The organism is Streptomyces sp. PCS3-D2 (genome assembly GCF_000612545.2).
Lineage (GTDB): Bacteria > Actinomycetota > Actinomycetes > Streptomycetales > Streptomycetaceae > Streptomyces.
Genome location: NZ_CP097800.1, coordinates 6,896,455 through 6,920,485, shown reverse-complemented (window position 1 = coordinate 6,920,485; position 24,031 = coordinate 6,896,455). Strand labels below are relative to the sequence as shown.

The 24,031-nt window shown below is 74.1% G+C and carries 21 protein-coding genes; 10 read left to right on the top strand and 11 right to left on the bottom strand.

Annotation, left to right across the window (positions count from 1 at the left end):
- Positions 1-102 precede the first annotated feature (102 nt).
- Complete coding sequence (locus AW27_RS31005; protein ID WP_037921838.1) at positions 103-705, bottom strand: TetR/AcrR family transcriptional regulator; 603 nt, start codon at positions 703-705, stop codon at positions 103-105.
- A gap of 126 nt (positions 706-831) precedes the next feature.
- On the opposite strand from AW27_RS31005, the gene AW27_RS31000 reads away from it, so the two are divergent.
- Entirely contained in the window at positions 832-2,325 is a 1,494-nt protein-coding gene (locus AW27_RS31000) for an amidase (protein WP_078556465.1), read from the top strand.
- On the opposite strand, the gene AW27_RS30995 is transcribed toward AW27_RS31000, so the two are convergent.
- The 3 genes from AW27_RS30995 to AW27_RS30985 are packed head-to-tail and all read right to left on the bottom strand — an operon-like array spanning position 2,315 to position 4,410.
- A complete protein-coding gene (locus AW27_RS30995; protein WP_052030592.1) occupies positions 2,315-3,226 on the bottom strand; it encodes a transporter substrate-binding domain-containing protein in 912 nt (303 codons plus the stop codon). The two genes, AW27_RS31000 and AW27_RS30995, sit on opposite strands and share 11 nt — an antisense overlap.
- A gap of 9 nt (positions 3,227-3,235) precedes the next feature.
- Positions 3,236-3,976 (bottom strand): hypothetical protein, encoded by a 741-nt coding sequence (locus tag AW27_RS30990; protein ID WP_037921835.1) that lies wholly within the window; start codon positions 3,974-3,976, stop codon positions 3,236-3,238.
- Positions 3,973-4,410, bottom strand: a complete 438-nt coding sequence (locus AW27_RS30985; RefSeq protein ID WP_037921833.1) for a hypothetical protein — start codon at positions 4,408-4,410, stop codon at positions 3,973-3,975. Before AW27_RS30985 ends, AW27_RS30990 begins: the two co-directional genes overlap by 4 nt.
- A gap of 475 nt (positions 4,411-4,885) precedes the next feature.
- Here AW27_RS30985 and AW27_RS30980 point away from each other — a divergent pair, with 475 nt between their 5' ends.
- Together AW27_RS30980 and AW27_RS30975 are read left to right on the top strand one after the other, a co-directional pair.
- Positions 4,886-6,343 (top strand): glycosyltransferase family 39 protein, encoded by a 1,458-nt coding sequence (locus AW27_RS30980; RefSeq protein ID WP_037922831.1) that lies wholly within the window; start codon positions 4,886-4,888, stop codon positions 6,341-6,343.
- A gap of 150 nt (positions 6,344-6,493) precedes the next feature.
- Entirely contained in the window at positions 6,494-7,270 is a 777-nt protein-coding gene (locus tag AW27_RS30975) for a trypsin-like serine peptidase (protein ID WP_037921831.1), read from the top strand.
- A 36-nt stretch (positions 7,271-7,306) separates the two neighbouring features.
- Here the strand turns inward: AW27_RS30975 and AW27_RS30970 are convergent, their stop codons facing one another.
- The 5 genes from AW27_RS30970 to AW27_RS30950 all read right to left on the bottom strand — a co-directional run bounded on the left by AW27_RS30970 (position 7,307) and on the right by AW27_RS30950 (position 12,030).
- The gene (locus tag AW27_RS30970; protein ID WP_078556463.1) at positions 7,307-8,527 is read right to left on the bottom strand and encodes an acyltransferase family protein; all 1,221 of its coding nucleotides are present in this window, start codon (positions 8,525-8,527) and stop codon (positions 7,307-7,309) included.
- Positions 8,528-8,633: 106 nt separating this feature from the next.
- A complete protein-coding gene (locus AW27_RS30965; protein WP_037921828.1) occupies positions 8,634-9,131 on the bottom strand; it encodes an NUDIX hydrolase in 498 nt (165 codons plus the stop codon).
- Between the two features lie 35 nt (positions 9,132-9,166).
- Positions 9,167-10,819 carry an apolipoprotein N-acyltransferase gene (lnt, locus tag AW27_RS30960; RefSeq protein ID WP_037921826.1) on the bottom strand — a complete coding sequence of 551 codons (1,653 nt, stop codon included), beginning with the start codon at positions 10,817-10,819 and terminating at the stop codon, positions 9,167-9,169.
- A gap of 61 nt (positions 10,820-10,880) precedes the next feature.
- A complete protein-coding gene (locus AW27_RS30955) occupies positions 10,881-11,396 on the bottom strand; it encodes a hypothetical protein (protein WP_037921823.1) in 516 nt (171 codons plus the stop codon).
- Between the two features lie 10 nt (positions 11,397-11,406).
- A complete protein-coding gene (locus AW27_RS30950) occupies positions 11,407-12,030 on the bottom strand; it encodes a dihydrofolate reductase family protein (RefSeq protein ID WP_052030589.1) in 624 nt (207 codons plus the stop codon).
- Positions 12,031-12,364: 334 nt separating this feature from the next.
- On the opposite strand from AW27_RS30950, the gene AW27_RS30945 reads away from it, so the two are divergent.
- Together AW27_RS30945 and AW27_RS30940 are read left to right on the top strand one after the other, a co-directional pair.
- Positions 12,365-12,955, top strand: coding sequence for a TetR/AcrR family transcriptional regulator (locus AW27_RS30945; RefSeq protein ID WP_037921821.1), 591 nt, complete (start codon positions 12,365-12,367; stop codon positions 12,953-12,955).
- Entirely contained in the window at positions 12,955-13,884 is a 930-nt protein-coding gene (locus tag AW27_RS30940) for an ADP-ribosylglycohydrolase family protein (RefSeq protein ID WP_037921819.1), read from the top strand. The genes AW27_RS30945 and AW27_RS30940 overlap by 1 nt, the downstream gene beginning before the upstream one ends.
- Positions 13,885-14,048: 164 nt before the next feature.
- On the opposite strand, the gene AW27_RS30935 is transcribed toward AW27_RS30940, so the two are convergent.
- On the bottom strand, positions 14,049-14,840 hold the full coding sequence (locus AW27_RS30935) for a glutamate racemase (protein ID WP_037921816.1): 792 nt from the start codon (positions 14,838-14,840) through the stop codon (positions 14,049-14,051).
- A 389-nt stretch (positions 14,841-15,229) separates the two neighbouring features.
- On the opposite strand from AW27_RS30935, the gene AW27_RS30930 reads away from it, so the two are divergent.
- From AW27_RS30930 to AW27_RS30910, 5 genes are all read left to right on the top strand, one after another.
- Positions 15,230-16,402, top strand: coding sequence for a glycosyltransferase (locus tag AW27_RS30930; RefSeq protein ID WP_037921814.1), 1,173 nt, complete (start codon positions 15,230-15,232; stop codon positions 16,400-16,402).
- Positions 16,403-16,650: 248 nt separating this feature from the next.
- A complete protein-coding gene (locus tag AW27_RS30925; RefSeq protein ID WP_037921811.1) occupies positions 16,651-17,157 on the top strand; it encodes a DUF6643 family protein in 507 nt (168 codons plus the stop codon).
- Between the two features lie 52 nt (positions 17,158-17,209).
- On the top strand, positions 17,210-18,034 hold the full coding sequence (locus AW27_RS30920; RefSeq protein WP_037921808.1) for an MOSC domain-containing protein: 825 nt from the start codon (positions 17,210-17,212) through the stop codon (positions 18,032-18,034).
- Positions 18,035-18,486: 452 nt separating this feature from the next.
- A complete protein-coding gene (locus tag AW27_RS30915) occupies positions 18,487-19,098 on the top strand; it encodes an Rv1733c family protein (protein WP_052030587.1) in 612 nt (203 codons plus the stop codon).
- Between the two features lie 124 nt (positions 19,099-19,222).
- Positions 19,223-21,679 (top strand): right-handed parallel beta-helix repeat-containing protein, encoded by a 2,457-nt coding sequence (locus AW27_RS30910; RefSeq protein WP_037921803.1) that lies wholly within the window; start codon positions 19,223-19,225, stop codon positions 21,677-21,679.
- On the opposite strand, the gene AW27_RS30905 is transcribed toward AW27_RS30910, so the two are convergent.
- Entirely contained in the window at positions 21,630-24,023 is a 2,394-nt protein-coding gene (locus tag AW27_RS30905; RefSeq protein ID WP_037921800.1) for a hypothetical protein, read from the bottom strand. The genes AW27_RS30910 and AW27_RS30905 overlap by 50 nt on opposite strands.
- Between the last annotated feature and the right edge of the window lie 8 nt (positions 24,024-24,031).

Genomic DNA, 24,031 nt, shown 5'->3' with positions numbered 1-24,031 from the left:
GCATGGACCCGGACGGTGCTCCGACGCTGCCGTGGCCGCCGTAGGTGTCCGCCTGCTCGGCGGCGGGAGCACAGGACGGATGCAGGGTCCGCCGACGACCGGTTACTCCCACAGGCGGGCCAGGTGCGCGTGGAGGACGTCGTGCGCTTCGTGCGGGGTGAGGTGGCCGATGAGGACGTGCGCGGTGAGGCCGTCCGCGAGGGCGAGGAGGGTGCGGGCCTCGACGTGGGGATCGAGGCGCACGGCGCCGTCGGCGCGTCCGGAACCCTCGACGGCTTCCGAGATCAGGCGGGTGAACGCCTCGTGCAGGGTTGCGTAGTTCGCCTTCAATATCCCGGCCAGCGACTCGCTGACAGCCGCCTGGGCGACGAAGGCGAGCCAGACCCTGGCCTCGGCCCGGTGCTCTTCCCGGAGCAGTGAGAGCTCGGTGGCCGCGTGGCCCAGGGCGGTGCCGGCCGACTGGGCCGGGCTCCCGAGGAGGCGCGCCCGTACCCGCTCGCCGATTCGCTCGCCGATGTGGCCGAGAGCGAACACGAGCATCTCTTCCTTGGTGCGGAAGCACCGCTGCACCGCGCCCATCGACACCTGGGCGCGGGCGGCGACGTCGCGGAGGGTCACGCCCTCCAGTCCGCGCTCGTCGGCGAGGTGGCACACCGCCTCGGCGATGAGGCGGCGTCGACTCCCGTGGTCCACCTGTCTGGGCATGTCCGACCGCCTTTCGATTCAACCGCGCTCCGCTTCGAGGCGAAGTTTATTCGATGCGAGCGCATCGGTTCCCGGGATATCGTTCCGATGCATACGCATTGGTACGTGGACGAGGAAGGTGCAGCCATGCAGGACGCCCTGTGGAAGATGTCGGCCGCCGCGCAGGCGGAGGCCGTACGCAGCGCAGAAGTCTCGGCCGTGGAACTGGTCGACAGCCACCTGCACCGCATCGCCGAGGTCAACCCTCAGGTGAACGCGGTGACGCAGCTCCTGGCGGAGCGGGCGCGTGAGGCCGCGGCACAGACGGACCGCCGACGAGCCGCCGGTGAAGCGCTGGGGCCCCTCGCGGGGGTGCCCTTCACGGTGAAGGAGAGCACAGCCGTCGAAGGCGTGCCGACCACGTTCGGCGCGGAGCGCTTCCGTCATGCGGTGGCGCCGGCCGACGCACCCCCGGTGGCACGGCTGCGCGCGGCCGGAGCCATCCCCATCGGGCACAGCAACATCCCCACCCTGATCCTGGCGGGGATGCACACGCGCAGCGAGCTGTTCGGTGACACGGTCAACCCGTGGGACAGCAGCCGGACCCCGGGCGGCTCCAGCGGGGGCGACGCGGTGGCCGTCGCCACGGGCATGGCAGCGCTCGGCCTCGGCAACGACTCCGGCGGATCGGTGCGCATACCGGCCCAGTTCTGCGGTGTGGCCGGGCTGAAGCCGTCCGCGGGCCGGTTTCCCGCCGACCATCGTGTTCTCGGCCCGGACGACCCGGGCCCGGCGTCCCAGATGCTGGTGACCGACGGCCCACTGGCCCGGAGCGTGGGCGATCTGCGGCTGGCATTCGAGGCGCTGGCCGGGACCGATCCGCGAGACCCGCGGGCCGTGCCGGTGCCCGCCTACGGCGAACCGCTCCCCGGAGGTGTGAAGGTCGCGGTCGTGGCGGACCCCGGCGGGCACGGCGTCCACCCCGCGATTCGCGGAGCCGTCGCGTCCGCGGCCGATGCGCTCCGCAACGCCGGATACGACGTGCGCGAGGTACCGGACGTACCGCGGATGGCGGAGGCGCTGGAGGCGTACGGCCGGATCACCGTGACCGAGTTCGCCCCGAGCTGGCCGGTGGTGCGCGGACTGCTCGGCACGGGCGGGGACCGCTATATCGCGATGGCGATGGAGCAGACCCCGCCCGCAAGCGCGGAGGAGCTCATGAAGCTGATGGGCACCTGGCTGAACATCCGCCGTTCCTGGGCCGAATTCCTCGACGAGTACCCGCTGTTGCTCGGCCCGGTCTTCACCGAGCCGCCGGTCGAGCCGGGGCTGGAATCGCGCGACAGGTCAGGCAGGGACCGTGTCGCGTCGGGAATGCGCCTGTGCACGGTGACCAGCTTCGTGGGCGTACCCGGTGTGGCCGTGCCGACCGGGACGGCCGACGGGCTCCCCTGCGGAGTGCAGATCGTCGGGCGCGCGTTCCGGGAGGACCTGTGCCTGGACGCGGCCCAGGCGGTCGAGGACCGGCTCGGAGTTCTCGCGCCGGTCGACCCCCGCGTGGGAGCCCGGGCCGGGGAACGGGCCCGCGCGGTCCACCGGCAGCTGCCAGGACGCGATCGCGCCCGGCCGCTCAGGGGCTGATGCCGTCGCGGCACGTGCGTGCTTCGATCTCCGCTTCGCTCGGCTTGTGCTTGCTGATCCAGCCCGTGTCCGCAGCGGTGAGAGCGGGCAGGGAGGTCTCCACGTCCCGGGTCCAGGTGCTGGTGCCGACATATTCCTTCAGCCAGTCCTTGAGCTTCCGGCAGTCCTTCCGGTGCCCCTTCGGCAGGCCGATCCCGTAGTGCTGCGGCGTCCCGATGGTCGCGTCGGGGACGACGCGCAGCCCGTCGTCCTCGTAGTGCCGGGCGAAGCCGTAGAGGATCGTCTGATCGGTGGAGACCGCCTGTACCTCGTGGGCGAGGAGTTGCTCGATGCAGTCCGAGGCGTCGGTGAGGACGACCGGTTCGGCGTGGACGGTGTTCTCGATGTCGTCCAGTGCTTCCTTCGAGGTGGTCCCTTCCCAGGTGCAGATCCTCATGCCGCTGAGATCGGAGAGGTGTTGTACGTGGGCACTGTCAGGACCGACGAGAAACCCCTGCCTGGTCTTGAGATAGGGCCCGACGAAATCGATCAGCTTCATCCGCTCCGCCGTGATGGAGAACGAGGCGATGACCATGTCGGCCCTTTCCTCACGGAGTTGGGTGACCCTGCCACCCGAGGCGACGTCCAAGGGATCGGTGAAGGGGACGGGGTGGAGTTCCTCCTTGACGTGCTGGAAGACGAGGAAGTCCAGTCCGGAGCGGTCGTAGTTCTCGGAGTACGACATGCCTGGCAGGTCGTTGTGTGTGGCGACCGTGATGCGCGGCATGCCGAGGAATTCCGGTTCGGGTTCCTCGGAGGAGCACGAGGCGAGGCTCAGCAGCAGGGCCAGGACGGCGGCCGACCTGCCGATCCGGCCGGGCTGCCGGAGGGACGGGGGTGGCTTCGGGGACGTGGCGGGCACGGGATCCTCTCAGTCGTGCAGGACGGCTTCGGCGACGGACACGTTCATCCGGCACCCCTCTTCGGCCCACAGGGTGATCTGCACTTCGATCCGGCCTTGGAGACCACCCAGCGGGAAGTCGGCCGTCCGGCCGCTGCGCATCTCCTTGACCCGGGTGGCGGCACGGTCACGGAGCTGAGCGGCGTAGTGGGTCTCCGGATCGCAGAACCCCCGATCCGGATGGGCGTCGGAGATCGTGAGTTTCAGCCGCAGGTGGGCGCGGTCGGTGGGGCCCGCGACGACGAGCGTCAGTTCGGAGCCCGGCGTGACCTCGCCGGGCGGTGTCAGACTGGTGCGGCCGGTGACGTCCTTCTCGCCGTGATCGGAGAGGTGGTCCATGCCGACCGTGGCGGCGACCGCGAGCATCACGGCGGCGGCCGAGATGAGCACGCGCCAGTGCCGGGCCGGACTGTCGCTCCTGGGGTGGGCCAGCCGGGCGAGCGCCAGGACGAGCGAACCGGCGATCGCGAGATACACGGAGAGGAACTGGTGCGGTGGACCGGCGGGGGCGCTGATCAGGGCGTAGCCGTCGAGCATGACGACGAGCAGGAACGGCGGCCAGTTCCAGCCGCCCCAGCGCTTCGCCCGGTCGGCGAACTCGACGACGTCACCGACGAGGACGCTGAGGAACAGCTTGCCGACGAAGCCGATCGCCGGTGAGTTGTCTCCTCGGGTCTGAGCGCTGTGCCGTCCCGCCGGGTTGCCGCTCACTTTCCGGCGCTGCCCGGGTCCGGCGCGGTGTTGAAGGTGAAGGTGACCTCGGCCGCCTCGCCGATCGCCGGCGAGTTGTTCCCGTAGGTGGCGACGTGGAACCGCTTGGCCGCGGGGCCGGCCTCGCTGATCTGCCGCTCCAGGGCTCGGGCGCTCAGATCGGTGCCGTCTCCCAGCCACCGGCCGATCGCCCCTTCCAGGAGCTCGCGTTCGTCCCGGGAGAGGGCCTCGATCGCCCGGACGGCGTCGCTGTCACGGCCGGTGAGCTGGTCGTCGCCGCGGTGCAGTGCTCTGTCCAGGAGCTGCCGCCCCCGCTCGACCGCGCCGTCCGCGAGCCTGGTCTGTGCGGAATCGACCAGGGCATGGGCCATGGATGCCGCGGCCGCGCTGACGAAGGGCGCGATCACAGCGGCGGTCGCCACCAGTTCGGACATGGTTCCTCCCGTTTCTTCGCTTTCTCCGCCGGAGTCCGGCCGGACAGCACCTGCCCATGCGTTCCCGCACTGCCAGTTGGCGCCACCTACGCGAGGTGAACCATGTCCCGGGGTGTGCGATCGGTCGGCCGGGGTACGGGTCCGCCAGGATGCGTGTCGCACGCTCATGAAGTCCGCGGGGCCCTTGAAGCGAAGCCCGCGATGGCTCGATCCTTTCAGGAAATAACGTCACGTGTCCCGCGTTTGGCGGAGTCGGCCGCAGCGGCGGAGGTCCGGGGACGCCCGGCGAGCGCGGCGTTCGGGAACCGGTGCACGTCGGGCCGGGCATCGCCTGATGCTCCCTGCCGCGAGGCGGGCGGCGGGCGGTGCCGGCGAGCTCGCTCCGCGGTGCGCAACAGGCGGTCGGGGGAGCCTCCGTGGCGTCCCTAGACTGGTGACTTCCGCCGAACGCCAGAGCGAGGAATCCAGCACCTTCATGCATTGCCACATACCCGCGGCCCGGCGCGGGCCCCTCCTCCTCTGTCTCGTCCCCTTCTTCTGGACCCTGGTGCTCGGCCTGTGGGGGCTCTCCCGGCAGGACAGCGTGTGGCGCGACGAGGCGGCGACCTGGCAGGTGGCCGGACGGTCGGCGGGGGAGATCTGGCGGATGCTCGGGAACGTCGACGCCGTCCACGGGCTCTACTACCTCTTGATGCACTGCCTCTTCGAGGTGTTCGGGGCGAGTACGACGACCCTGCGGCTGCCGTCCGTGTTGGCGGTCGCGTGCGCCGCGGTGTGCGTGGCCGTGATCGGGCGGCGCCTGGCGGGTTTCTGGGCGGGGCTCGGGGGCGCCCTGGCGCTCGGACTGCTGCCGGCTGTTCAGTTCTACCTCCAGGAGGGCAGGCCCTACGCACTGGTCGCGGCGGGGGCCGGGCTGTCGGCACTGCTGCTGGTGTCGCTGCTGGAGGACCGCATCGGGCGCCGGACGTGGCCGCGCTGGGCTGCGTACGGGGCGGTCGTGCTGGTGTGCGCGCTGCTGAACTGGCTGTCGCTGTTGGTCCTGCCCGCGCACGCGGCGACCCTGTGGTGGGTGCGGGCGGGGCGCGGGGTGTGGCTGCGCTGGGCGGCGTACGGATCCGGGGCGGTGGCGGGGGCGCTGCCGCTGATCCTGTTCAGCCGGGGCCAGTCCGACCAGGTGTCCTGGATACCGCCGCTGACCTGGCACATGCTGATCGGCCCGGGGATCCTCCTGGCGATCGGCGCACTGGGGGCCTGGGCGGACCGGCCGGACCGGTCCCGGCTCTCGGCGGCGGCGGTGGGGCTGCCGCTGCTGGCGGTACCCCAGGTCGGGCTGATCGGACTGTCGCTGGTCCAGCCGCTGTTCCTGGACCGCTACGTGCTGTTCAGCATGGTGGGGCTGGCGCTGCTGATCGGTGCGGCTCTGGGGGCTGCCGTGCGGGCCTGCGCGCCCCGGTTCCCGAAGGCCTCGGCCCTGCTGGTCCCGGGGGTGGTCGGCGTCTCGGTACTGGCCCTGCTGCCGGTGGAGCTGGGCAAGCGGGATCCGGCCAGCCGGGTCGACGACGTGCTGGCGGTGGCCGGCGAGGTGGCCCGGCTGAAGAGGGACGGGGACGCCGTGCTGTTCGTGCCGGCCGCGCGGCGGGACACGGCGCTGGTCGCCCCGGACGCCTTCTCGGGCCTGACCGACCTGGCGCTGGCCGAGAGCCCGGTGGACTCGGCCACCCTCAAGGGCGAGGAGGCCCAGCCGGAGCGGATCCGTGGGGCGCTGCTGGAGCAGCGGCGGGTGCTGCTGGTGACGGACTCGGCGAAGGTCGCGAAGGCTCCGTCGGCGGCACGGGACAAGGCGAAGGCCGCGGTGCTGCGCGAGCGGTTCACGGCAGTGGAGGACCGGCAGGTGCGGGGGCGCCGCGTGACGGTGTACGAGCGCCGGGGCTGATCCCGCCCGCGCGGCTCGTCCGGCACTGTCCCGTTCGGGACGGCCTCGTCCCAGCATGGGCCGGCCTTCACAACAGCTTCACAGGATTCACAGCGAATTCATACGGAACTCCGCCCTCCGGTCATAGGTTCGGCGGGCAGGGTGGCATGCATGATCCACGAAGCGCTCCCCCGAACGGCCCGGCGCTCCCGTGCGCGGCGGGCATCACGGATCCTGCTCGCACTGACCGCGATGGCCGCGCTGCTCGGCGTGGACCTGCCCGGCACCATGGCCGGACCCCCGCTGGGCGTCACCGCGTGGGCTCCGTCCGGCGCCGAGGCCGACCGGGTGGGCGCGCTGTTCGCGGACGGGTTGGACGGCGGCCACTTCTGCACCGCGGCCGTGGTGCGCAGCGAGGACCGCGATGTGATCGCCACCGCCGCGCACTGCCTGGAGAGCCCGTCCACGACCGTCTTCGCGCCGGGCTACCGGGACGGAAGGGCGCCGTACGGTCTGTGGCGACTCACCGGCGTGTACGTGGCACCGGAGTGGACCGACGGGCAGGACCCGGACGCCGACATCGCCTTCGCGACGGTGGCCCCGGTGGACAGCGGGCGGACGGGCCGCGTCGAGGAGCTCGTGGGCGGCTTCCCGGTCGCGGCCGAGCAGCCCCCCGGGGCCAGGGTGACGGTCATCGGATACCCGCGGACGCTGGAGGCCCCACTGCGCTGCGCCAACAGCACCGGCCTACTGTCGCCGACCCAGCGCCGGATCGGCTGCCCCGACCTCAGCGGCGGCACCAGCGGCAGCCCCTGGCTGGTGGACGGTGCCCTGGCCGGGGTGCTGGGGGGCCACGAGGCCGGCGGGACCGTACCGGAGATCTCCTACAGCGCGGTGATGGGCGACCAGGCGGTGGCGCTGTACCGGGAGGCCGCGGTCCACGGCTGAGGGCGGTACCGGCCGCGGGATCGTGCCGGAGGTGCGTCAGGAACGGCAGGCCGGGACGCGTTCCGCTCCGGGTGCGCAGGGCTGGGCGGGAATCCGGCCGAGCCCGGCACGGCGCGGGGTCCCGCGGCGGATGTCCTGCAACCCGCGCCGCAGGCCGTCCCGCAACCGTCGGCCCAACGGGCGTTCGACAAGGCGGTGGACCAGCCAGGCGAGGACCACCATGAGGGCCGTGACGCCGATCGCCAGCGGCACGGGCGCGACGTCGCGGCGGAAGTGGTGGATGAGGGTCAGCCCGGCCATCATGTGGATCAAGTACAGCGGGTACGTGACCGCTCCGGCGTGCCGGAGCCAGGACCACCGGACACGGTCGAGGCCACCGAGCGCGACGGCCGCCATGACGGCGAATCCCAGGGCGATCACCACGTGGGCCGGCCAGGCGGGCGTCTGCTCGGCGGCGTCCCTGCCCAGGCTGGAGATCATGCGGGCGTGCACGTGGTGCTGGGCCAGGAGGAACTGCACGCCGACCACGGCCCACAGGACGGCGTTCGGCCGGAAACGGCGCATCAGGTAGAAGGCGATGCCCGCGATGAAGTAGGGGGACGCGGACGGCACCGCGAAGAAGGACAGCAGGCCGTTGTCGACGGCCGGGGCCACGACGCCGGCGAAGGTCCAGACCCCGCAGAAGAGGACACAGTTGCGGTAGGTCACCCCGCGCACGACGACGACGGCGAACAGCACGTAGAACTTGAGCTCGACGAAGAGCGTCCAGTACGCGTCGTCCACGTGGGGGACCCCGATCCCGCCCTGCAGCATCGAGAGGTTCACCACCACGTCGCTCAACGAACCGACCCCGCGCACCTCCGGCCAGGTGAACAGGACGAGTGAGGTGAAGACGACGGCCGCCCAGTAGGCGGGGAAGAGCCGGGAGACCCGCGAGACCGCGAAGTCGCCCACGGTGCGGCCCCAGGCGCTCATGCAGATGACGAAACCGCTGACCAGGAAGAAGATCTCGACGCCGAGCCAGCCGTAGACGGCCAGCGCGTGCGCAGCCGGGAAGACGTCCGCGGCCGGCTTCCCCCAGGCGCTGTCCAGAGCCGCGTAGTGGTAGAAGAGCACGGAGAGCGCGGCGAGGGCCCTGATCCCGTCGAGCGCCGCGAGCCGCGGGCCGGGGGTTCCGGCGGGCGGTGCCGCGGCGCTCGCGCGCCCGCCCGCCGCCGGTATCCCGGCCGTTGCCGCCTCCGCTGCTCGCACGCTCATCCCTCGACCGCTCCCCGAATGCGTGACGGTCCGCTGCAGACCGCCAGGTCAGCGGAACCCTACAGGCCAGCCGCGCGGGGTCCGCCCGGGGCGACCGTCATGATCATCACAGCGCGCCCCGGTCCGCGGTCCCGGCCGGGACCTCGAACCAGGTGGGCTCCTCGCGCAAGGACCGGTGGATCCGGTCCAGCGCGAAGGCCTCCAGCGGGGGCAGCGCGTCCACGTCGAACCAGCCCACTTCGAGGGACTCGTGGTCGTTGGCCCGCGCCTCGCCGCCGGTGGCACGGCAGCGGAAGGTGATGTCCTGGAACTGGCAGACGTCGCCATTGGGGTAGGTCATCCGGTCGAGCATCTGGACGAGGACCACGCGCTCGGGGACGCAGCGCACGGCCGTCTCCTCGTACACCTCGCGCACGGCGGTCTCGGCGGGCTGCTCGCCCGGCTCGGCGATGCCGCCGACCACGGACCAGCGCCCGGTGTCGGAGCGGCGGCCGAGCAGGACCCTGCCCCGGTCGTCGAAGACGATGGCCGTGACCCCGGGCAGGAGCAGCAGCTGGTGCCCGGCGGACTCGCGGATCCGCCGGATGAAATCAGGTGTGGTCATCCCTCGACCCTACGAGGCCGGGGACTCTCCACGTCTCATGCGGCGCGGCCGGCGCGGATCCGGCGGGTGGCGAGTGCGCCGAACCCGCCCGCGGCGAGCAGCAGCAGGGCGTACTCGGGGAGCGGCCCGAGCACGGTGGCCGGAGTGCGGGTCGAGCGCAGCGGGATCTCGGCGACGAGCGCGTCCGCGGTGAACATCTGCGTCTGCGAGACGATCCGACCGTCCGGGCGGATGACGGCGCTGACGCCGCTGGTCACGGGGACGAGGACGGTGCGGCTGTGCTCGACGGCGCGGACCCGGTCCATGGCGAGCTGCTGGTAGGTCATCTGCGTGCGGCCGAAGGTGGCGTTGTTGCTCGGTACGGCGATCACCTGGGCACCGTCCCGGACGGTCGAGCGGACGGCGTCGTCGAAGGCGGCCTCGAAGCAGGTGACCATGCCCACGCCGCTGCCGGCCATGTCGAAGACGCCGGGCTCCGTGCCGGGGCCGAAGTCGCGGCGTACCCGGTCCACGTCGGAGCTGAAGAGCCGGACGAAGGAGCGCATCGGGATGCGCTCGCCGAAGGGCTGGATCTTGCGCTTGTCGTAGGTCTCCGTGGGGCCCGCGACGGGGTCCCAGAGGATCATCGTGTTGCGCAGCGGGCCGGTCTCCGGGGCGACGACCGCACCGATGGCCACGGGCACGCCGATGGCCTTGACCGCCCGGTCGATGACGGCGTGGGCGTCCGGCTCGGCGTAGGGGTCGAGATCGGAGGAGTTCTCGGGCCAGACCACGAAGTCGGGCCTGGGCACCCGGCCGGCCTCGACGTCCTCGGCGAGCTGGATGGTCCGCTTGACGTGGTTGTCGAGGACGGCCCGGCGCTGGGAGTTGAAGTCGAGACCGAGGCGGGGCACGTTGCCCTGGATAACCGCGGCGACGACGGAGCCGTCCTCGGCGGCGTCCGAGACCAGCGGCCGGGCGGCGAGGGCCGCGGCGACGGGGGCGGCGACGGTGAGGGCAGTCAGCGCGGCGGTGGTGCGGCCGGGGTGGCGCCGGACGAGGCGCACGGCCGCGTAGAGGCCGAATCCGCAGAGGGCCACGCCGAAGGAGAGCAGCGGTGTGCCGCCCAGTGCGGCGAGCGGGGTGAAGACGCCGTCTGCCTGTCCGAAGGCGAGCTTGCCCCAGGGGAACCCGCCGAAGGGGACTCGGGCACGCAGGGCCTCGCCCGCGACCCAGACGGCGGCGGCGAAGACCGGCCAGGCCGGGAGCCGGCCGACGAGGGCGATGCCCAGACCGGTCAGGCCGATGAACAGGGCTTCGAGGAAGGCCAGCGCGAGCCAGGGCACCGGGCCGACCTCCTCACCGGTCCAGACGAGGAGCGGCAGCAGGTAGCCGAGGCCGGCGAGGGTGCCGAGTCCGAAGCCGGCCCGCGGGCGGCGCCCGTGCAGGCAGCCCGCGAGCAGGGCAAGGGCGAGCGGGGCCAGCCACCACAGCGGGCGGGGCGGGAAGCTGAGGTACAGCAGGACGCCGGACAGCGCCGCGAGCGCGGCCCGGACCGGCGCGGCGCCCCGGCGCTGCGGTGCGGCCGTGATGGCCGGCGCGGACCCGTCGGCGGGGGGCGTCACGGACGGCGTCCTGGGCTCGGCCGGTCCGCCGGCGGGCTGCGGGGGCTCGTTCGAGGCGGCCTCGCGCGTCACACTGCTGCTCATCTGGCGGAGTGTACGTCCCCGCGGCTTCGGATCGGGCAGGCGCCTCGGTCCGCCGGCGGTATCAGCCGGCGAGACTGCGCAGATGGGCGCGGATGACGCGGACGGCGTTCTCGGCGTCGTCGACGGTGACCGTGAAGAGCTTGCCGTCGACGAGCCTCAGTTCGAAGCCCTCGCCGCGCCGGACGATCACCGCGGTGCCCTTCTCCGGGCGCCAGCGGTACCCCCAGCCGCCCCAGTTCTGCGGGGTGATCCGGGGGAGGAACTCGGCCGAGGCCACGTCCGCGAGATCGATCCTGCGGCGGGGGAGCCCGATGTGGCCGCAGCGCACGTAGAGGCTTCGGGCATCGATGGTGACGGCGACGTGCACGAAGGCGACCGTGCCGTAGACCATGAGCAGTCCGGCGGCCAGGCAGCCGGTCACCGCCATGAGCAGGGGGACGAAGCCGGAGGTCCAGGCGTTGTCGACGGCCAGCTCGACGCCGAGTGCCACGCAGGCGGCTCCGACCGCCGCGAGCAGCCACTGCATGGGGTTGGAGGCCCGGCCCGTCCAGAGCGGACCAGGAGGGTGACCCGTCATACGGAGCAGCCTACCCAGGTTCCGCGCGGACACCACCGCCCGTCGCCGGGGGGCCGGGCGGACGCACGGGCCGGCGTGTCACGCGATAGCGGAGGTGGACGACCTTGGAGCTGAAGGTGCGGGTCTCCAGAAGTTCGAGGTCCACCCGGCGCCCGTGCCGGGGGAAGAAGGGGATACCACTGCCGACGAGCACGGGATGGACCACCATCCGGTACTCGTCGATCAGGTCCAGGGCGGCTGCCTCGGAGGCGAGCGTGGCGCCGCCGATCGCGATGTCACCGCCCCCCGGCGCGGCCCGCAGTCGCCCGATCTCTTCCGCCAGGCCGCCCGAGGCCAGGCGGGCGTTGCCTTGTACCGCCGAGAGGGTACTGGAGAACACCACCTTCGGGAGCGGATTCCAGACCGAGATCCATTCGAGTGACGCGGCGTCGAGCGAGGGGTCCTGGTCGGCGGTCTCCCAGTAGAGCATCGTCTCGTACAGCCGCCGCCCCAGGAGGTGGACGCCGACCTCGCGGGTCTCGTCGATCCAGAAGCGGAAGACCTCCTCGTCCGGTTCGGTCCAGTCGAAGTCACCGTCCGGCCCGACGATGTAGCCGTCGAGCGAGACGCCCATCGCATAGGTCACGCGTCGCATCAGGTGTCCTCCCTCGGTGCGGAATCCGACCCTACGGCCGCCGGTCGCCGCGGAGCGCGTCGCGACGCGCGCACCACGGGCGGGGGCTCGGCCGGGGAGGATGGCGGAAGGACGTCCCGCAGAGCGGGCGCCGGGTCCGGGGCGTCGGGCGCCGCCCCGCCGCGTGGCCGTTCGGGGTGACGGGGCGGTTCGTGGTCTCGCCTGCAGGACGGGCCGCCGTCCCGGCCCGCACCGGCCTCACCGGCGACGACGGGCACGACGGCCACGACGGCCACGACCACCACGCCCGTGGTACCACATGTGCGGTAGCAGGCGACATGGCTATCCTGGCGCCGTGAATCCGGACCGTAGGGACCGGCTGCGGGACGCGGCCGTCGCCGTGCTGGCGGAGTCGGGCGGTCGCGGGCTGACCCACCGGGCCGTCGATGCGGCAGCCGCCGTGCCGACGGGCACGGCCAAGAACTACTTCCCCACCCGCGAGGCCCTGCTGCGGGCGGTCGCCGAGCACTGTTCGGAGCGGCATCGGGCGTCCGCCGCGCCGCCGGCGGGGACCGGCCCGGGGCCGGCCGACGCCGAGCAGCTCGCGGCACTGCTGGCCCGGCGCTTGCGGGACGTGGCGGGGCCGGGCCGCCCCGGTGCGCTGGCGTACCTGGAGCTCCGGACCGAGGGGGCGCGGCGGCCGTGGCTGGCCGCACTGCTGGACCCCATCGCGGCGGAGGACTTCGCCGCACACGCGCACCTGCTGCGCACGGCCGGGCTCCCGGATGGGCCGGAGCGGGCCCGGGCCCTGACCCTCGCCCTGCACGGGGCCATCCCCCACCTCCTGGCCGGAGCCCCGGCCACCCTGGCCGCCGCCGGCCTGGACGACCTGACCGGCTTCGCCCGTCGCGTGCTGGCCGCCGTATGCGCCGAGGAGGCGCGGTGATGGCGTCCGCCCGGCTCGACCGGGCCGTGGGGGCCGTGCTCGGGTCGGCCGCGGGTGACGCACTCGGCGCACCGTACGAGTTCGGGCCGGCGGGGCAGTTGAGCGCGCGGGGCCGGGAGATGTGCGGGGGAAGCGGCTGGGATCCGGGCGAGGCGACGGACGACACCCAGATGGCTGTCCTGGTCGCGGAGTCGCTGCTGGAGCACGACGGCCTCGAACTCTCCGATGTCTTCGCCCGGTTCCAGCGGTGGGCGGCCGGCCAACCCAAGGACATCGGCCTCCAGACCGAGGACGTGCTCACCAACGGCGAGCCCTGGGACCTGGCGGCGGCCCTGCACTTCCAGGTCAACGCCCGGGCCGCCGGGAACGGATCCCTGATGCGGGCCGCCACTTCGGCGGTGTACTTCGCCGCGGGGGGACGGGAGGCGACCATGGACGCCGGGCGGCGGATCGCCGCACTGACCCACGGCGACCGGGCCGCTTGGGAGGGGACCGCCATCCTGCACGAGCTCGTCCGCGTCGCCCTGGACGGCGCCGATCCGCTCGCCACCGTCCCGGACGCGCTCGGCGCGGTGCACCCGGACCACCGCGAACGGTACGGCCGGGTCCTCGCGCCCGACTGGCACCCCGGCCTGGCCACCGAGTTCAACGGGGCGGTGTGGCCCTGCCTCGGCTCGGCGGTGTGGGCGCTGCGGACCACCACCGGGTTCGCGGAGGCCGTGCGGGCGGCGGTGGACCTGGGCGGGGACACCGACACGGTCGCCGCGGTGACGGGCGCGCTGGCCGGAGCACGCTACGGGCAGGAAGCGGTGCCCGCACACTGGACGGCCCCACTCCACGTACCGCTGCCCGGGTTCGGCGAGCGGGTTCTGGACGCGGAGGACCTGCGCGCGTTGGCCCGGCGGCTCGCGACGGCCGGCTCCCGCTGACGTTCCGGACGGCGGCCGCACCATCCCGCGCGCGTCCGCCGGTCGCTGGTGACCACCACGAGGGTTCCCCCGACGGCGGGAGGGCGCCACTTCCGGCTCCTCCACCACGGCCGGGCGGGCCCGGCCGGCCAGCGGGCACGCTCCGGCGGACACCCCGCGGAAGGTCAGCCGACGGGGGCGCCCTGACCGGACAGCAGGCGGCCCTCCGCATACGCGAACGCGGCGGCGGGCAGAGCCGCCTCGCGGCCGCTGTGCAGGACGGTCAGGCCGCCCGTGCGGGGCAGGCCGGGCTCGGCGACGGCTCCGAGCCGGCGCAGCGCCTGGACGGCGACGGGCTCGGCGGAGCCGTGATAGACCAGCTCCGCTCCCCCGGTCCGCGCGGCGAGGGCGGCCCGGATCGGGGCCTCGGTCAGTTCGTAGTGGGTACAGCCGAGCACCACGTCGGTGACATCGTCCGGGGTCAGCGCGGCGGCCGCGGCGACGGCCGCGGTCACTGCGGCGTCGTCGGCCGCCTCGACGGCGTCGGCGAGCCCGGGGCAGGGCACCTCGGTGACGCGGGCGCCGGTGGCGAAGTCGCGGATCAGCCCGCGCTGGTAAGGGCTGCCGGTGGTGGCGGGGGTGGCCCAGATGGCGATCCGCCCGCCGGCCGCGGCGGCGGGCTTGATCGCCGGCACGGTCCCGATGACCGGGATGGCAGGCTCCAGCTCCGCCCGGACGGCCTCCAGGGCGTGCACGGTGGCGGTGTTGCAGGCCACGATCAGCGCGTCGGGGCGGTGCGCGGCGGCGGCCCGGGCCACGGCCAGCGCGCGCCCGGCAAGGTCGTCGGGGGTCCGCGGACCCCAGGGCATCCCGTCGGGGTCGGAGGAGAGGACCAGATCCGCGTCCGGCCGCAGCCGCCGCACCGCGGCGGCCGCGGCGAGGAGGCCGATTCCGGAGTCCATGAGCGCGATCTTCACCCGGCCACCTTAGTCGACACCGCCCCCGACCGACCCCGGCACCGCCCATATCCACGCCGCCGCACGGCCGGGAACCGTCGCGTCCGTCTCCGCCCGGGCGCGGGCCGCCAAACCGCCCTGTGCCCGGCCCGCACGCGGGGCTCCGGCGCGTCCGCCCGCCCTCCTCGCGCCCCGGAGGGCACCCCGGTGCCGAACACGGCCGCACCCACCGGGTCCCGGCCTTCGCCGGTGCGCCCACGCACGGCCGCATCCACCTGCGACCGCCGACCGGGAGATGCCCCGGAGCCGGGGCGCCACCGCACCCCGCCCCGGCCAGACCCCGCGCGAGGGGCGCCGCACCGGGAGGCCGGGTGCGGGACAGCGGCCCGGCTGCGCGGCACACTGCCGCCATGGGCCTCCTCACCGCCGCGTCCTTCGCCTCGCTCGCCGCATGGCTGTGGCTCACCCTCGCCCAAGGCATGTTCTGGCGCACCGACGTCCGGCTGCCCCCGCGCAGCGCCCCCGCGCACTGGCCGTCCGTCGCCATCGTCGTACCCGCCCGGGACGAGGCCGGGGTGCTGCCGCTGAGCCTGCCCTCGCTCCTCGCGCAGGACTATCCCGGTGCGGCCGAGATCGTCCTGGTCGACGACGGCAGCACCGACGGCACCGGCGCCCTCGCCGTCCGTCTGGCCACCGAACGGCCCGGCCTCCCGCTCACCGTCGCCTCCCCCGGCGATCCCGCCCCGGGCTGGACCGGCAAGCTGTGGGCGCTGCGCCACGGCATCTCGCTCGCCCGGGCCGCGCAGGCCGGCGAGCCCGAGTTCCTCCTGCTCACCGATGCCGACATCGCACACGAACCGGACAGTCTGCGCGCGTTGGTCTCCGCCGCGGTCTCCGCCGACCTCGACCTCGTCTCGCAGATGGCCCGGCTGCGCGTCTGCGGCATGTGGGAGCGCCTGGTCGTACCGGCCTTCGTGTACTTCTTCGCACAGCTCTACCCGTTCCGCCGGATCAACCGGCCCGGCGCGCGCACCGCCGCGGCCGCGGGCGGCTGCGTACTGCTGCGGACCCGGGCCGCCGTGCGGGCGGGGGTCCCCGACCGGATCCGCCAGGCCGTCATCGACGACGTCTCGCTGGCCCGCGCGGTCCAGGATTCAGGCGGCCGTATCTGGCTGGGGCTCGCGGAGCGGGTGGACAGCATCCGCCCCTACCCCGCGCTCGCGGACCTGTGGCGGATGGTCTCGCGCAGCGCGTACGCGCAACTGCGCCATCAGCCCCTGCTGCTGGCGGGGACGGTCGCCGGACTGGTGCTCGTCTACCTGGTGCCCCCGGCCGCCCTCCTGGCGGGCCTCGCGACCGGACGCCCCGCCACCGCGTGGGCCGGCGGTCTCGCCTGGCTCCTGATGGCCGGCACGTACGTGCCGATGCTGCGCCACTACCGCCAGTCCGCGGCGCTCGCGCCGCTGCTTCCGTTCACGGCGCTGCTGTACCTCCTGATGACCGTCGACTCGGCCGTCCAGCACTACCGCGGGCGGGGCGCGTCGTGGAAGGGCCGCACCTACGCCCGCCCGAGCGACGCCTGACCCGGCGAACCACCACCCTGACCGGGCGTCATCCGAGGTCACCGCATTGTGACGCTGCGTCAGCAAGAAGTCGGTGCAACGCGCAACCGTTGGGTACGAGTTAGACCAAGGTGGGATGGAAGTGACCAAATCGCGCACGTGAACGTCAAGTGAAAGCTGTGGCTCTGACCTGCGAATATGCAGGTCAGCGCGGTGTTGACGGCACCTCGCTATAGACCCCGCGAATTCGTGGGCTTAACTTATGTCTCATGACCTCCCCCCGCTCCACTTATGGCGGCGGTTACTACTCCGCGCCCTCCTTCCCGGACACCCCCATCTACGACTCTCTCGTCGCAGAACGGGGCACTCCGCAGATCGCCCCGATCCGCGTCCCGGCCGCCTACGAGTCCCCGAGCGCGGGTTATTCGAGCGGCGGATACCTGCCGGCCCTGCCGTCGGCCCTGCCCGCACTGCCGGCTGCCACCCCTCAGCAGCAGGCTCCGTCATACGGGTACCCCTACCAACAGCAGGCCGCTCCGCAGCCGATGCCGCTGCAGAACGCACCCGCTCCCTACATTCCGCAGCAGCAGCCGGTCGCGGCCCGGGCTGGGTTCGTGTCGCAGCCCCAGCCCCAGCAGCCCCGCCCGGCGGCCATGGCCACCGGCTACGAGGCGATGCGCCCGGCCGCGCCGCGGCCCATGCAGGTGTCGGCTCCGGCCGCGGGATCCTCGTACGAGGACCCCTACGGCCGCCCCTACCAGGGCCGCGGCTACTGACCGGGCCCCTCTCGGGCGCCGGGACGGCGGAGCGGGCTGACAGTATGCCCTCATGTCGAAGTTGCACGTCCAGGCGCTCCACGTCCACCCCGTCAAGTCGGTAGCCGGCACCTCACCCGACGAGGCGGCCGTGGAGCCCTGGGGTCTGTCCGGGGACCGGCGGTGGGCCCTGATCGACCCCGAGGGGACGGTCGTCACCCAACGCCGCCATCCCCGGCTGGCCCTGGCTTCCGCACGACCGCTGGGCGGCGGCCGGATCGCGGTGGCCGCTCCGGCCATGACGGAGCTGGTCGTGGAGGTGCCCGAGCCGGGTCCACTGGAGCCGGTGTCGCTGTTCGGGAAGAAGGTCGAGACCGTGGTCGCGGCGGGGGCCGCGGCCGACTGGTTCAGCATGTATCTCGGGGTACCGGTCCGGCTGGTGCACCTGGACGACCCGGCCGTACGGCGTCCGGTGGATCCGGACTACGCACTCCCGGGTGAGACGGTGAGCCTGGCCGACGGCTATCCGCTGCTGCTCACCACACTCGCCTCGCTGGACGCCCTCAACGCGCTCATCGCGCGGGGGGACCATCCCGATGAGGGCCCGCTGCCCATGGACCGCTTCCGTCCCAACGTGGTGGTCTCGGGGGCCCAGGCCTGGGCGGAGGACGACTGGCAGCGCATCGCCATCGGGGACGCGCTGTTCCGGGGGGCGCGCGAATGCGGCCGGTGTGTCGTCACCACCACCGACCAGCGGACGGCCGAGCGGGGCAGAGAGCCGTTGAAGACCCTGGGCAGGCACCGGCGGATCGGCAGGTCGCTGGCTTTCGGGCGGCTGCTGGTGCCGCTGCGGCCGGGCACCCTCCATGTGGGCGACGAGGTCCGCGTCCTGGCCTGACGGGCCGCCCGCGGGTGACGCCCGAACCACCGGAATGACACCTTCGGGGGGCTCCTTCGCCGAGCTGGAACCAACCGGCGCGACCAGGCCGTTGGAGCAGTCAGAACAGGTGGGCACCCGCTCGGGCAGTGACACCGGAAGACCGGTCCGGATCGGGTGGCACATGTCTCGTGCGTCCCGGAACGCGTCCCCCGGGGCAGGCGGAGGGCGTGGGCGCGCACAGACGGAGACTGGCGCTAGGGGGGTGTCTTGTCGATCAGGGCGTATCAGGGAGCGGCGCACGGCGCCATGGGGTCTGACCAGCCCCGCGGGGCCGAGGAGAAGCATCGCGGGGCGGACGGGGCAGGCGGCCTGGAGCGTCGCCGGACGAGGACGGCGCGGCGGGGCGGGGCGCCGTGCGCCGCGCGCCCGCCGCGGCCGGCAGGACACCCGTCGGCAGGGGGAGCCTGACCGTGAAGACAGCGATGGGAGTGTGGCGCTGGCGGCGCAATCCGCTGCGCCGGCCGACCGATCTCTTCGAGGCATGGGTGGCGTTCGCAGCGCTCGTGTGCGTCGTGGTGGTGGCTCCGGCCATCGGCTGGGTGGCGGGCCTGCGCGTGGACGCCACGCTGCAGCGGGCCGCGCACGAGCAGCGGCAGGAGCGTCATCTCGTCCCGGCTGTGGTCGTCCGGCCCGCCCCGGAGCAGGCCGGGGAGGTGTCCGCCGACTCCTCGGCACAGCGGACCGCCCCCCGGCGCACGCAGATCGTGGCCGCGTGGACCGCGCCCGACGGCAGCAGCCACCAGGGCACGGTGCCGGCCGCGGAGGAACCGCCGCGCCCCGGGGACCGGTTCCGCATATGGACCGACGCACGGGGTCGCCTGGTGGGACAGCCGCTCGACCCATCGGCCGCCTCCTTCCACGCGGGGACGGCGGGTCTGGCCGCCGCGGCCGGGGTGGCCGTCATGGCCGTGACGGTCCGCCGCCTGGTCGTACGACGGCTCATGCACCGTCGGTACACACATCTGGACCGGGCATGGGCGGCCGTCGGGCCGGACTGGGGCAGGGCGGACGCCGGTGGCTGACCTGGCGGCCCTTCCGCTCCGCGCGCGCTACGGTGGAGCGGCCGGACCGGTCAAGTGGCCTCGGACATCAGCGGCTCCGGCCGCATCGGCAGCGCGAGCACGAGGGTGGGGGCACGACAGCACCATGGTTCAGGGCACGGTCCAGGTGACGCACGGCGGCTCTTCGCGGTGGCGGCGCCGCTCCGGTGAATATCCGACGCTGGCCGCCGCGCTCGCCGTCGCGGGCGACGGGGACGTGCTGTCCATCGCCCCGGGCACCTACCGGGAGAACCTGGTGCTGCAGCACGCGGTCACCCTGCGCGGGCCCGAGGACGGGTCGGGATCGGTGCGGATCGCGCCGCTCGACGGCGTCGCGCTGACCCTGCGCGCCTCGGCCGTGGTGCAGGACCTGTATCTGGAGGGCCAGGACCGGGCGGCCCCGGCGCTGCTGATCGAGGACGGCTCCCCCGAGCTGAGCGACCTGCGCGTGAGCACGCACTCGGCGGCCGGTATCGAGGTGCGCGGCCCCGGCGCCCGGCCGCTGGTGCGCCGCTGCACCGTGGAGAACCCGGCCGGCGTAGGCATCGCCGTACTGGACGGCGGTGGCGGGGTGTTCGAGGAGTGCGAGGTCCTGGCCTCGGGACAGACCGGGTTCTCCGTCCGCGGCGGCGGCCGGCCCCGGCTGGAGCGCTGCCGCATCCACCACTCCACGGGCGCGGGCATCGCCGTCACCGGCGAGGGCTCGGGCCTGGAGGCGCTGGGCTGCGAGGTGTACGAAGTACGGGGGGCCGGGGTGCAGATCGCCGCACGGGCCGCCGCCCGCCTCACCGACTGTGCGGTGCACCGCACCTCGGCCGACGGGGTCACGCTCGACACCGATGCCGTGCTCGCCCTGGCCGGGTGCGATATCCACGACATCCCGGAGAACGCGGTCGACCTCCGGTCGCGTTCGGTGCTCACCCTCAGCCGCACCTCGGTGCGCCGGTTCGGGCGCAACGGCCTGTCCGTGTGGGACCCGGGCACCCGGGTGGACGCCGAGTCCTGCGAGATCCACGACAGCACGGGCGACTATCCGGCGGTGTGGGTCAGCGACGGGGCCTCCGCCTCGCTGGACTCCTGCCGGGTGCACGACGTGCCCGACGCGCTCTTCGTACTGGACCGAGGGTCGGCCGTCGAGGTCACCGACAGCGATCTGTCCCAGGTCCGCAACACCGCGGTCTCGGTGAGCGACGGGGCCACGGCGCGGCTCGACGACTGCCGCATCCGCGAGGCGGGCACCGGGGCCTGGTTCCGCGACCACGGCAGCGGCGGCACCCTCGCCGGCTGCACCGTCGACGCCGTGCAGACCGGTGTGATCGTCACCAAGGGCGCCGACCCGGCCCTGGAGCGCTGCACGGTCACCTCACCGGCCGAAGCCGGCTTCTACGTGTCGGCGGGCGGCCGCGGCACCTTCACGGCCTGCCGGGTGACGGACAGTTCCGGTTTCGGCTTCCACGTCCTCGACGGCTGCCGCACCACGCTGAAACGCTGCCACACGGAGCGCTGTGCCCGCGGCGGCTACGAGTTCGCGGAGGACGGGCCCGTCGCCGATGAGTGCACCGGCGACGGATCGGGCCCTCGGCAAACGGCCCAGCCCGCCGCGGGCGGCCTCGCCGGGGTGCAGACCGGAGCCCGCCCGCAGGCCGCGGCGCGCAGCCCACTGGCGCAGCCGGCACCGGCGGCCCGGGCGTCCGTTCCTCGGCCCGCGGACCCGGAGCGGGCCGGGGCTCCGGAGGCCGCAGCGCGGCCGTCCGACGCAGTGTTGGGGCAGCTCGACGGGCTCGTGGGCCTGGACAGCGTCAAACGCGAGGTGCGGGCGCTCACCGACATGATCGAGGTGGGCCGCCGGCGGCAGCAGGCGGGCCTCAAGGCCGCCTCGGTGCGGCGCCATCTGGTCTTCACCGGCTCCCCCGGCACCGGGAAGACCACGGTCGCCCGGCTGTACGGCGAGATCCTCGCCTCCCTCGGGGTGCTGGAACTCGGGCACCTGGTCGAAGTGTCCCGCGTGGACCTGGTGGGCGAGCACATCGGATCCACGGCGATCCGCACGCAGGAGGCCTTCGAGCGGGCGCGCGGCGGGGTGCTGTTCATCGACGAGGCGTACGCGCTGGCCCCGGAGGACTCGGGGCGGGACTTCGGGCGCGAGGCGATCGACACACTCGTGAAGCTGATGGAGGATCACCGGGACGCGGTGGTGGTGATCGTCGCCGGGTACACGGCGGAGATGGAACGCTTCCTGACCGTGAACCCGGGCGTGGCCTCACGGTTCTCGCGGACCATCGCCTTCGGCGACTACGGCCCGGGGGAACTGCTACGGATCGTGGAACAGCAGGCGGAGGAGCACGAGTACCGTCTCGGGGAGGGCACGGCCGAGGCGCTGCTGGCGTACTTCACGGCGCTGCCCAAGGGTCCGGCCTTCGGAAACGGCCGCACCGCGCGCCAGACCTTCGAGTCGATGGTGGAGCGGCACGCGGGGCGGGTGGCCCAGCTGTCAGAGCCGGACACGGACGAGCTCACCCTGCTGTTCCCGGCGGATCTGCCGACGCTGCCCGCCCCTTGCTGACCCCGGGGCGCTGGTCCGGTACTCCCCCGGCCGGCGCCGGGCGGGGCTCCGCGGCCCGGACCGGCCCCTCCAGCCGGGTGAGCAGAGCGGCGCGTTCGGCGGCGAAGGCCGGGTCCGCCTGGTAGTCGGCGTGCCCGAGGATCGGTGCGGGCAGCGGGTGGCGGGCGCTGCGCCCGTAGGCGAGCGGGTCGGCGAGCGGGCCGCGGTCCACCTCCGGCGAGTCCGGGCCGGGGAGCGCGGGCCCGCCGATGGGGTCGGTGGCCCGCCAGAGGTTGCGCCAGCAGTCGATGTCGCGGTGCAGCGCGGTGAGCTGTCCGGAGCCGAAGTAGGCGGGGAACCAGCGGCCGTAGAGGCGGGCGAGCGGGGAGCCGTAGGTGAGCAGCGCGACGCGTCGGCGGACGGAGGGCGGCAGCTGCCAGACGGCCGCTGCGGCGAGCACGCTGCCCTGCGAGTGGCCGGAGATCACCAGCCGCCCGCCGGTGCGGCCGGTCCAGCCGGCCATCCGCCAGGTCAGGTCCGGGACGGCCCGTTCGGCGTAGCACGGAGGTGCGAAGGGGTGGGCCGCGCGCGGCCAGAAAGTACCGACGTCCCACAGGATCCCTATGGTCCGCCGGGCGGCCGGGTCCCGGTAGGCGCGTCGCCCCCAGGCCGCGAAGAGCGCGATACCGAGGCCGATGAGCCAGGACCCGGCGTCCTGGGCGGCGCGGGCGGCGGCGTCCAGTAGCGGCGGGCCCCCGCGGGCGGCTTCACCCGGGACCCGTCCGGTGAGCCAGGCTCCGGCCAGGGCTCCCGCGCCGAGCACCAGGGTGATCCCGGAGACGGCGCCGACGAACCAGGGCGCGGAGTCGGTGAGTGCGGCGGTCGTCCGCGCCCCGGCGATGCGCCGGCTGCGCGCCTCGTCCGGACTCTCTCCCGGGTATTCGGCGGCGATGGCGGTGGCGAGGCGGCGCCGGGCGCGGGTCGCGCGCACGGCGAACCAGGCGGCGAGCAGCGCCAGTACGAGGAGCAGCGGCGGCAGGACGGCGGCCTGCCAGGAAAGCAGGACGGGGGGCCCGGCCAGCGGTGCGCCCGGCATCCCGGGGGTGGCCCCGCCGTCCATCCAGTCGGCGACCCGCTGGGCGACCCCGCCGGACATCACACCGCCGAGGGCGCAGCCGAGCATGGCGACGGCGGGGCCGCCCAATCCGCGCAGGGCGGCCGCCGGATCGTGGGCCCTGCGGTGCAGGTGGCGGGCGACGGAGGCGAGGGCGAGCACGCACAGGCCCTGGCCGAGCATGATGACCCCGAAGGCGAAGTCGCCCGGGAGTCGCCCGGTGGAGGTCCAGCCCGGGCGTGACCAGCAGGCGTGCAGGAGGACGGCGGTGAGCAGGGCGAGGGCGGCGCCGGGGAGCAGGCTGACGGCGGCCCGGTCGAGGCGGTGGTCGGGGCGGGCTTCGGTGCGTCCGCGCCGGCAGACGACCCAGGCGACGGTGACGGCCCCGGCCGCGAGGAGGGTCTGGGTGATCCAGCCGAGGAGTTCGAGGGCGGGGGAGGTCACCGCGGTCCGGCGGTCCTGGGCGGCGGTGGGTGCGGAGACGGCCACCGCGACGGTGAGCAGCCCGGCCGCGGTGTGCGCGGCTCGCAGCCGGGCGACGATACGGCGCCCGTACCAGAATCCGGGGCGGCCGAGCGCGGGCGCGGTGTCGGAGGCGGTGTCCGGGTCGGCGGCCCCGGCGGGCGGCGGCTGGGATTCGTAGGCGCTCCAGGTGCGGTTCGACAGGAACCAGAGCAGTCCGGTCAGCGCGGTGGGGACCAGCGCGCCGAGGGCGAGGCGGCGCCCGGGCTGCGACCACCAGCCGCCGCCGTCGGGGGCGAGGAAGCCGAGCCGGGAGTCGGGCGCGGTGCAGGTCGCGGAGCCCGCGCACTGCCAGGCGGCGAGGTCGAGCGCGACCTCGCAGGCGGCCGCGATCAGCAGGACGGTCAGGCTGAGCGCAAGGATCCGTACGAGGACTCCGTAGGTGCGCACCGCGCGCGGCGCGGGGGCGTCGGCGGGCCCGGCCGGCCGGGCCCAGTGGGCGAGGTTGACGACCATGAAGGGCAGGAGCAGCAGCCACAGGGCGCGGGCTCCGTTGCCGGAGGTGAGCCGGGACCAGCAGTAGGCCTCGGGGACGGGCAGTCCCGCGTACCGCTCGGGGTGGGCTTCGGCATCGGCGTCCTCGGCGCGGCGGAACACGGCCGCGGTGGAGTCGCCCGTGACGCGGACGGTGCGCGGGTCGCCGAGCAGTTCGGCCGGGGATGCTCCGGCGACACCATGGACGAGGAGTTCGAGGGCGGGAGGCGGGTCGGGCTGGGGGCGGTCGGGCACGGAGGCCT

What these genes read in the sequence shown, in the direction of transcription:
- AW27_RS30975 (WP_037921831.1), top strand. Translation starts at nt 6,494, where the DNA reads ATGATCCACGAAGCGCTCCCCCGAACGGCCCGGCGCTCCCGTGCGCGG.
- AW27_RS30955 (WP_037921823.1), bottom strand. Translation starts at nt 11,396, where the DNA reads ATGACGGGTCACCCTCCTGGTCCGCTCTGGACGGGCCGGGCCTCCAAC.
- AW27_RS30970 (WP_078556463.1), bottom strand. Translation starts at nt 8,527, where the DNA reads ATGAGCGTGCGAGCAGCGGAGGCGGCAACGGCCGGGATACCGGCGGCG.
- AW27_RS31005 (WP_037921838.1), bottom strand. Translation starts at nt 705, where the DNA reads ATGCCCAGACAGGTGGACCACGGGAGTCGACGCCGCCTCATCGCCGAG.
- AW27_RS30920 (WP_037921808.1), top strand. Translation starts at nt 17,210, where the DNA reads ATGTCGAAGTTGCACGTCCAGGCGCTCCACGTCCACCCCGTCAAGTCG.
- AW27_RS30925 (WP_037921811.1), top strand. Translation starts at nt 16,651, where the DNA reads ATGACCTCCCCCCGCTCCACTTATGGCGGCGGTTACTACTCCGCGCCC.
- AW27_RS30965 (WP_037921828.1), bottom strand. Translation starts at nt 9,131, where the DNA reads ATGACCACACCTGATTTCATCCGGCGGATCCGCGAGTCCGCCGGGCAC.
- AW27_RS30930 (WP_037921814.1), top strand. Translation starts at nt 15,230, where the DNA reads ATGGGCCTCCTCACCGCCGCGTCCTTCGCCTCGCTCGCCGCATGGCTG.
- AW27_RS30980 (WP_037922831.1), top strand. Translation starts at nt 4,886, where the DNA reads ATGCATTGCCACATACCCGCGGCCCGGCGCGGGCCCCTCCTCCTCTGT.
- AW27_RS30940 (WP_037921819.1), top strand. Translation starts at nt 12,955, where the DNA reads ATGGCGTCCGCCCGGCTCGACCGGGCCGTGGGGGCCGTGCTCGGGTCG.
- lnt (WP_037921826.1), bottom strand. Translation starts at nt 10,819, where the DNA reads ATGAGCAGCAGTGTGACGCGCGAGGCCGCCTCGAACGAGCCCCCGCAG.
- AW27_RS30910 (WP_037921803.1), top strand. Translation starts at nt 19,223, where the DNA reads ATGGTTCAGGGCACGGTCCAGGTGACGCACGGCGGCTCTTCGCGGTGG.
- AW27_RS30985 (WP_037921833.1), bottom strand. Translation starts at nt 4,410, where the DNA reads ATGTCCGAACTGGTGGCGACCGCCGCTGTGATCGCGCCCTTCGTCAGC.
- AW27_RS30950 (WP_052030589.1), bottom strand. Translation starts at nt 12,030, where the DNA reads ATGCGACGCGTGACCTATGCGATGGGCGTCTCGCTCGACGGCTACATC.
- AW27_RS31000 (WP_078556465.1), top strand. Translation starts at nt 832, where the DNA reads ATGCAGGACGCCCTGTGGAAGATGTCGGCCGCCGCGCAGGCGGAGGCC.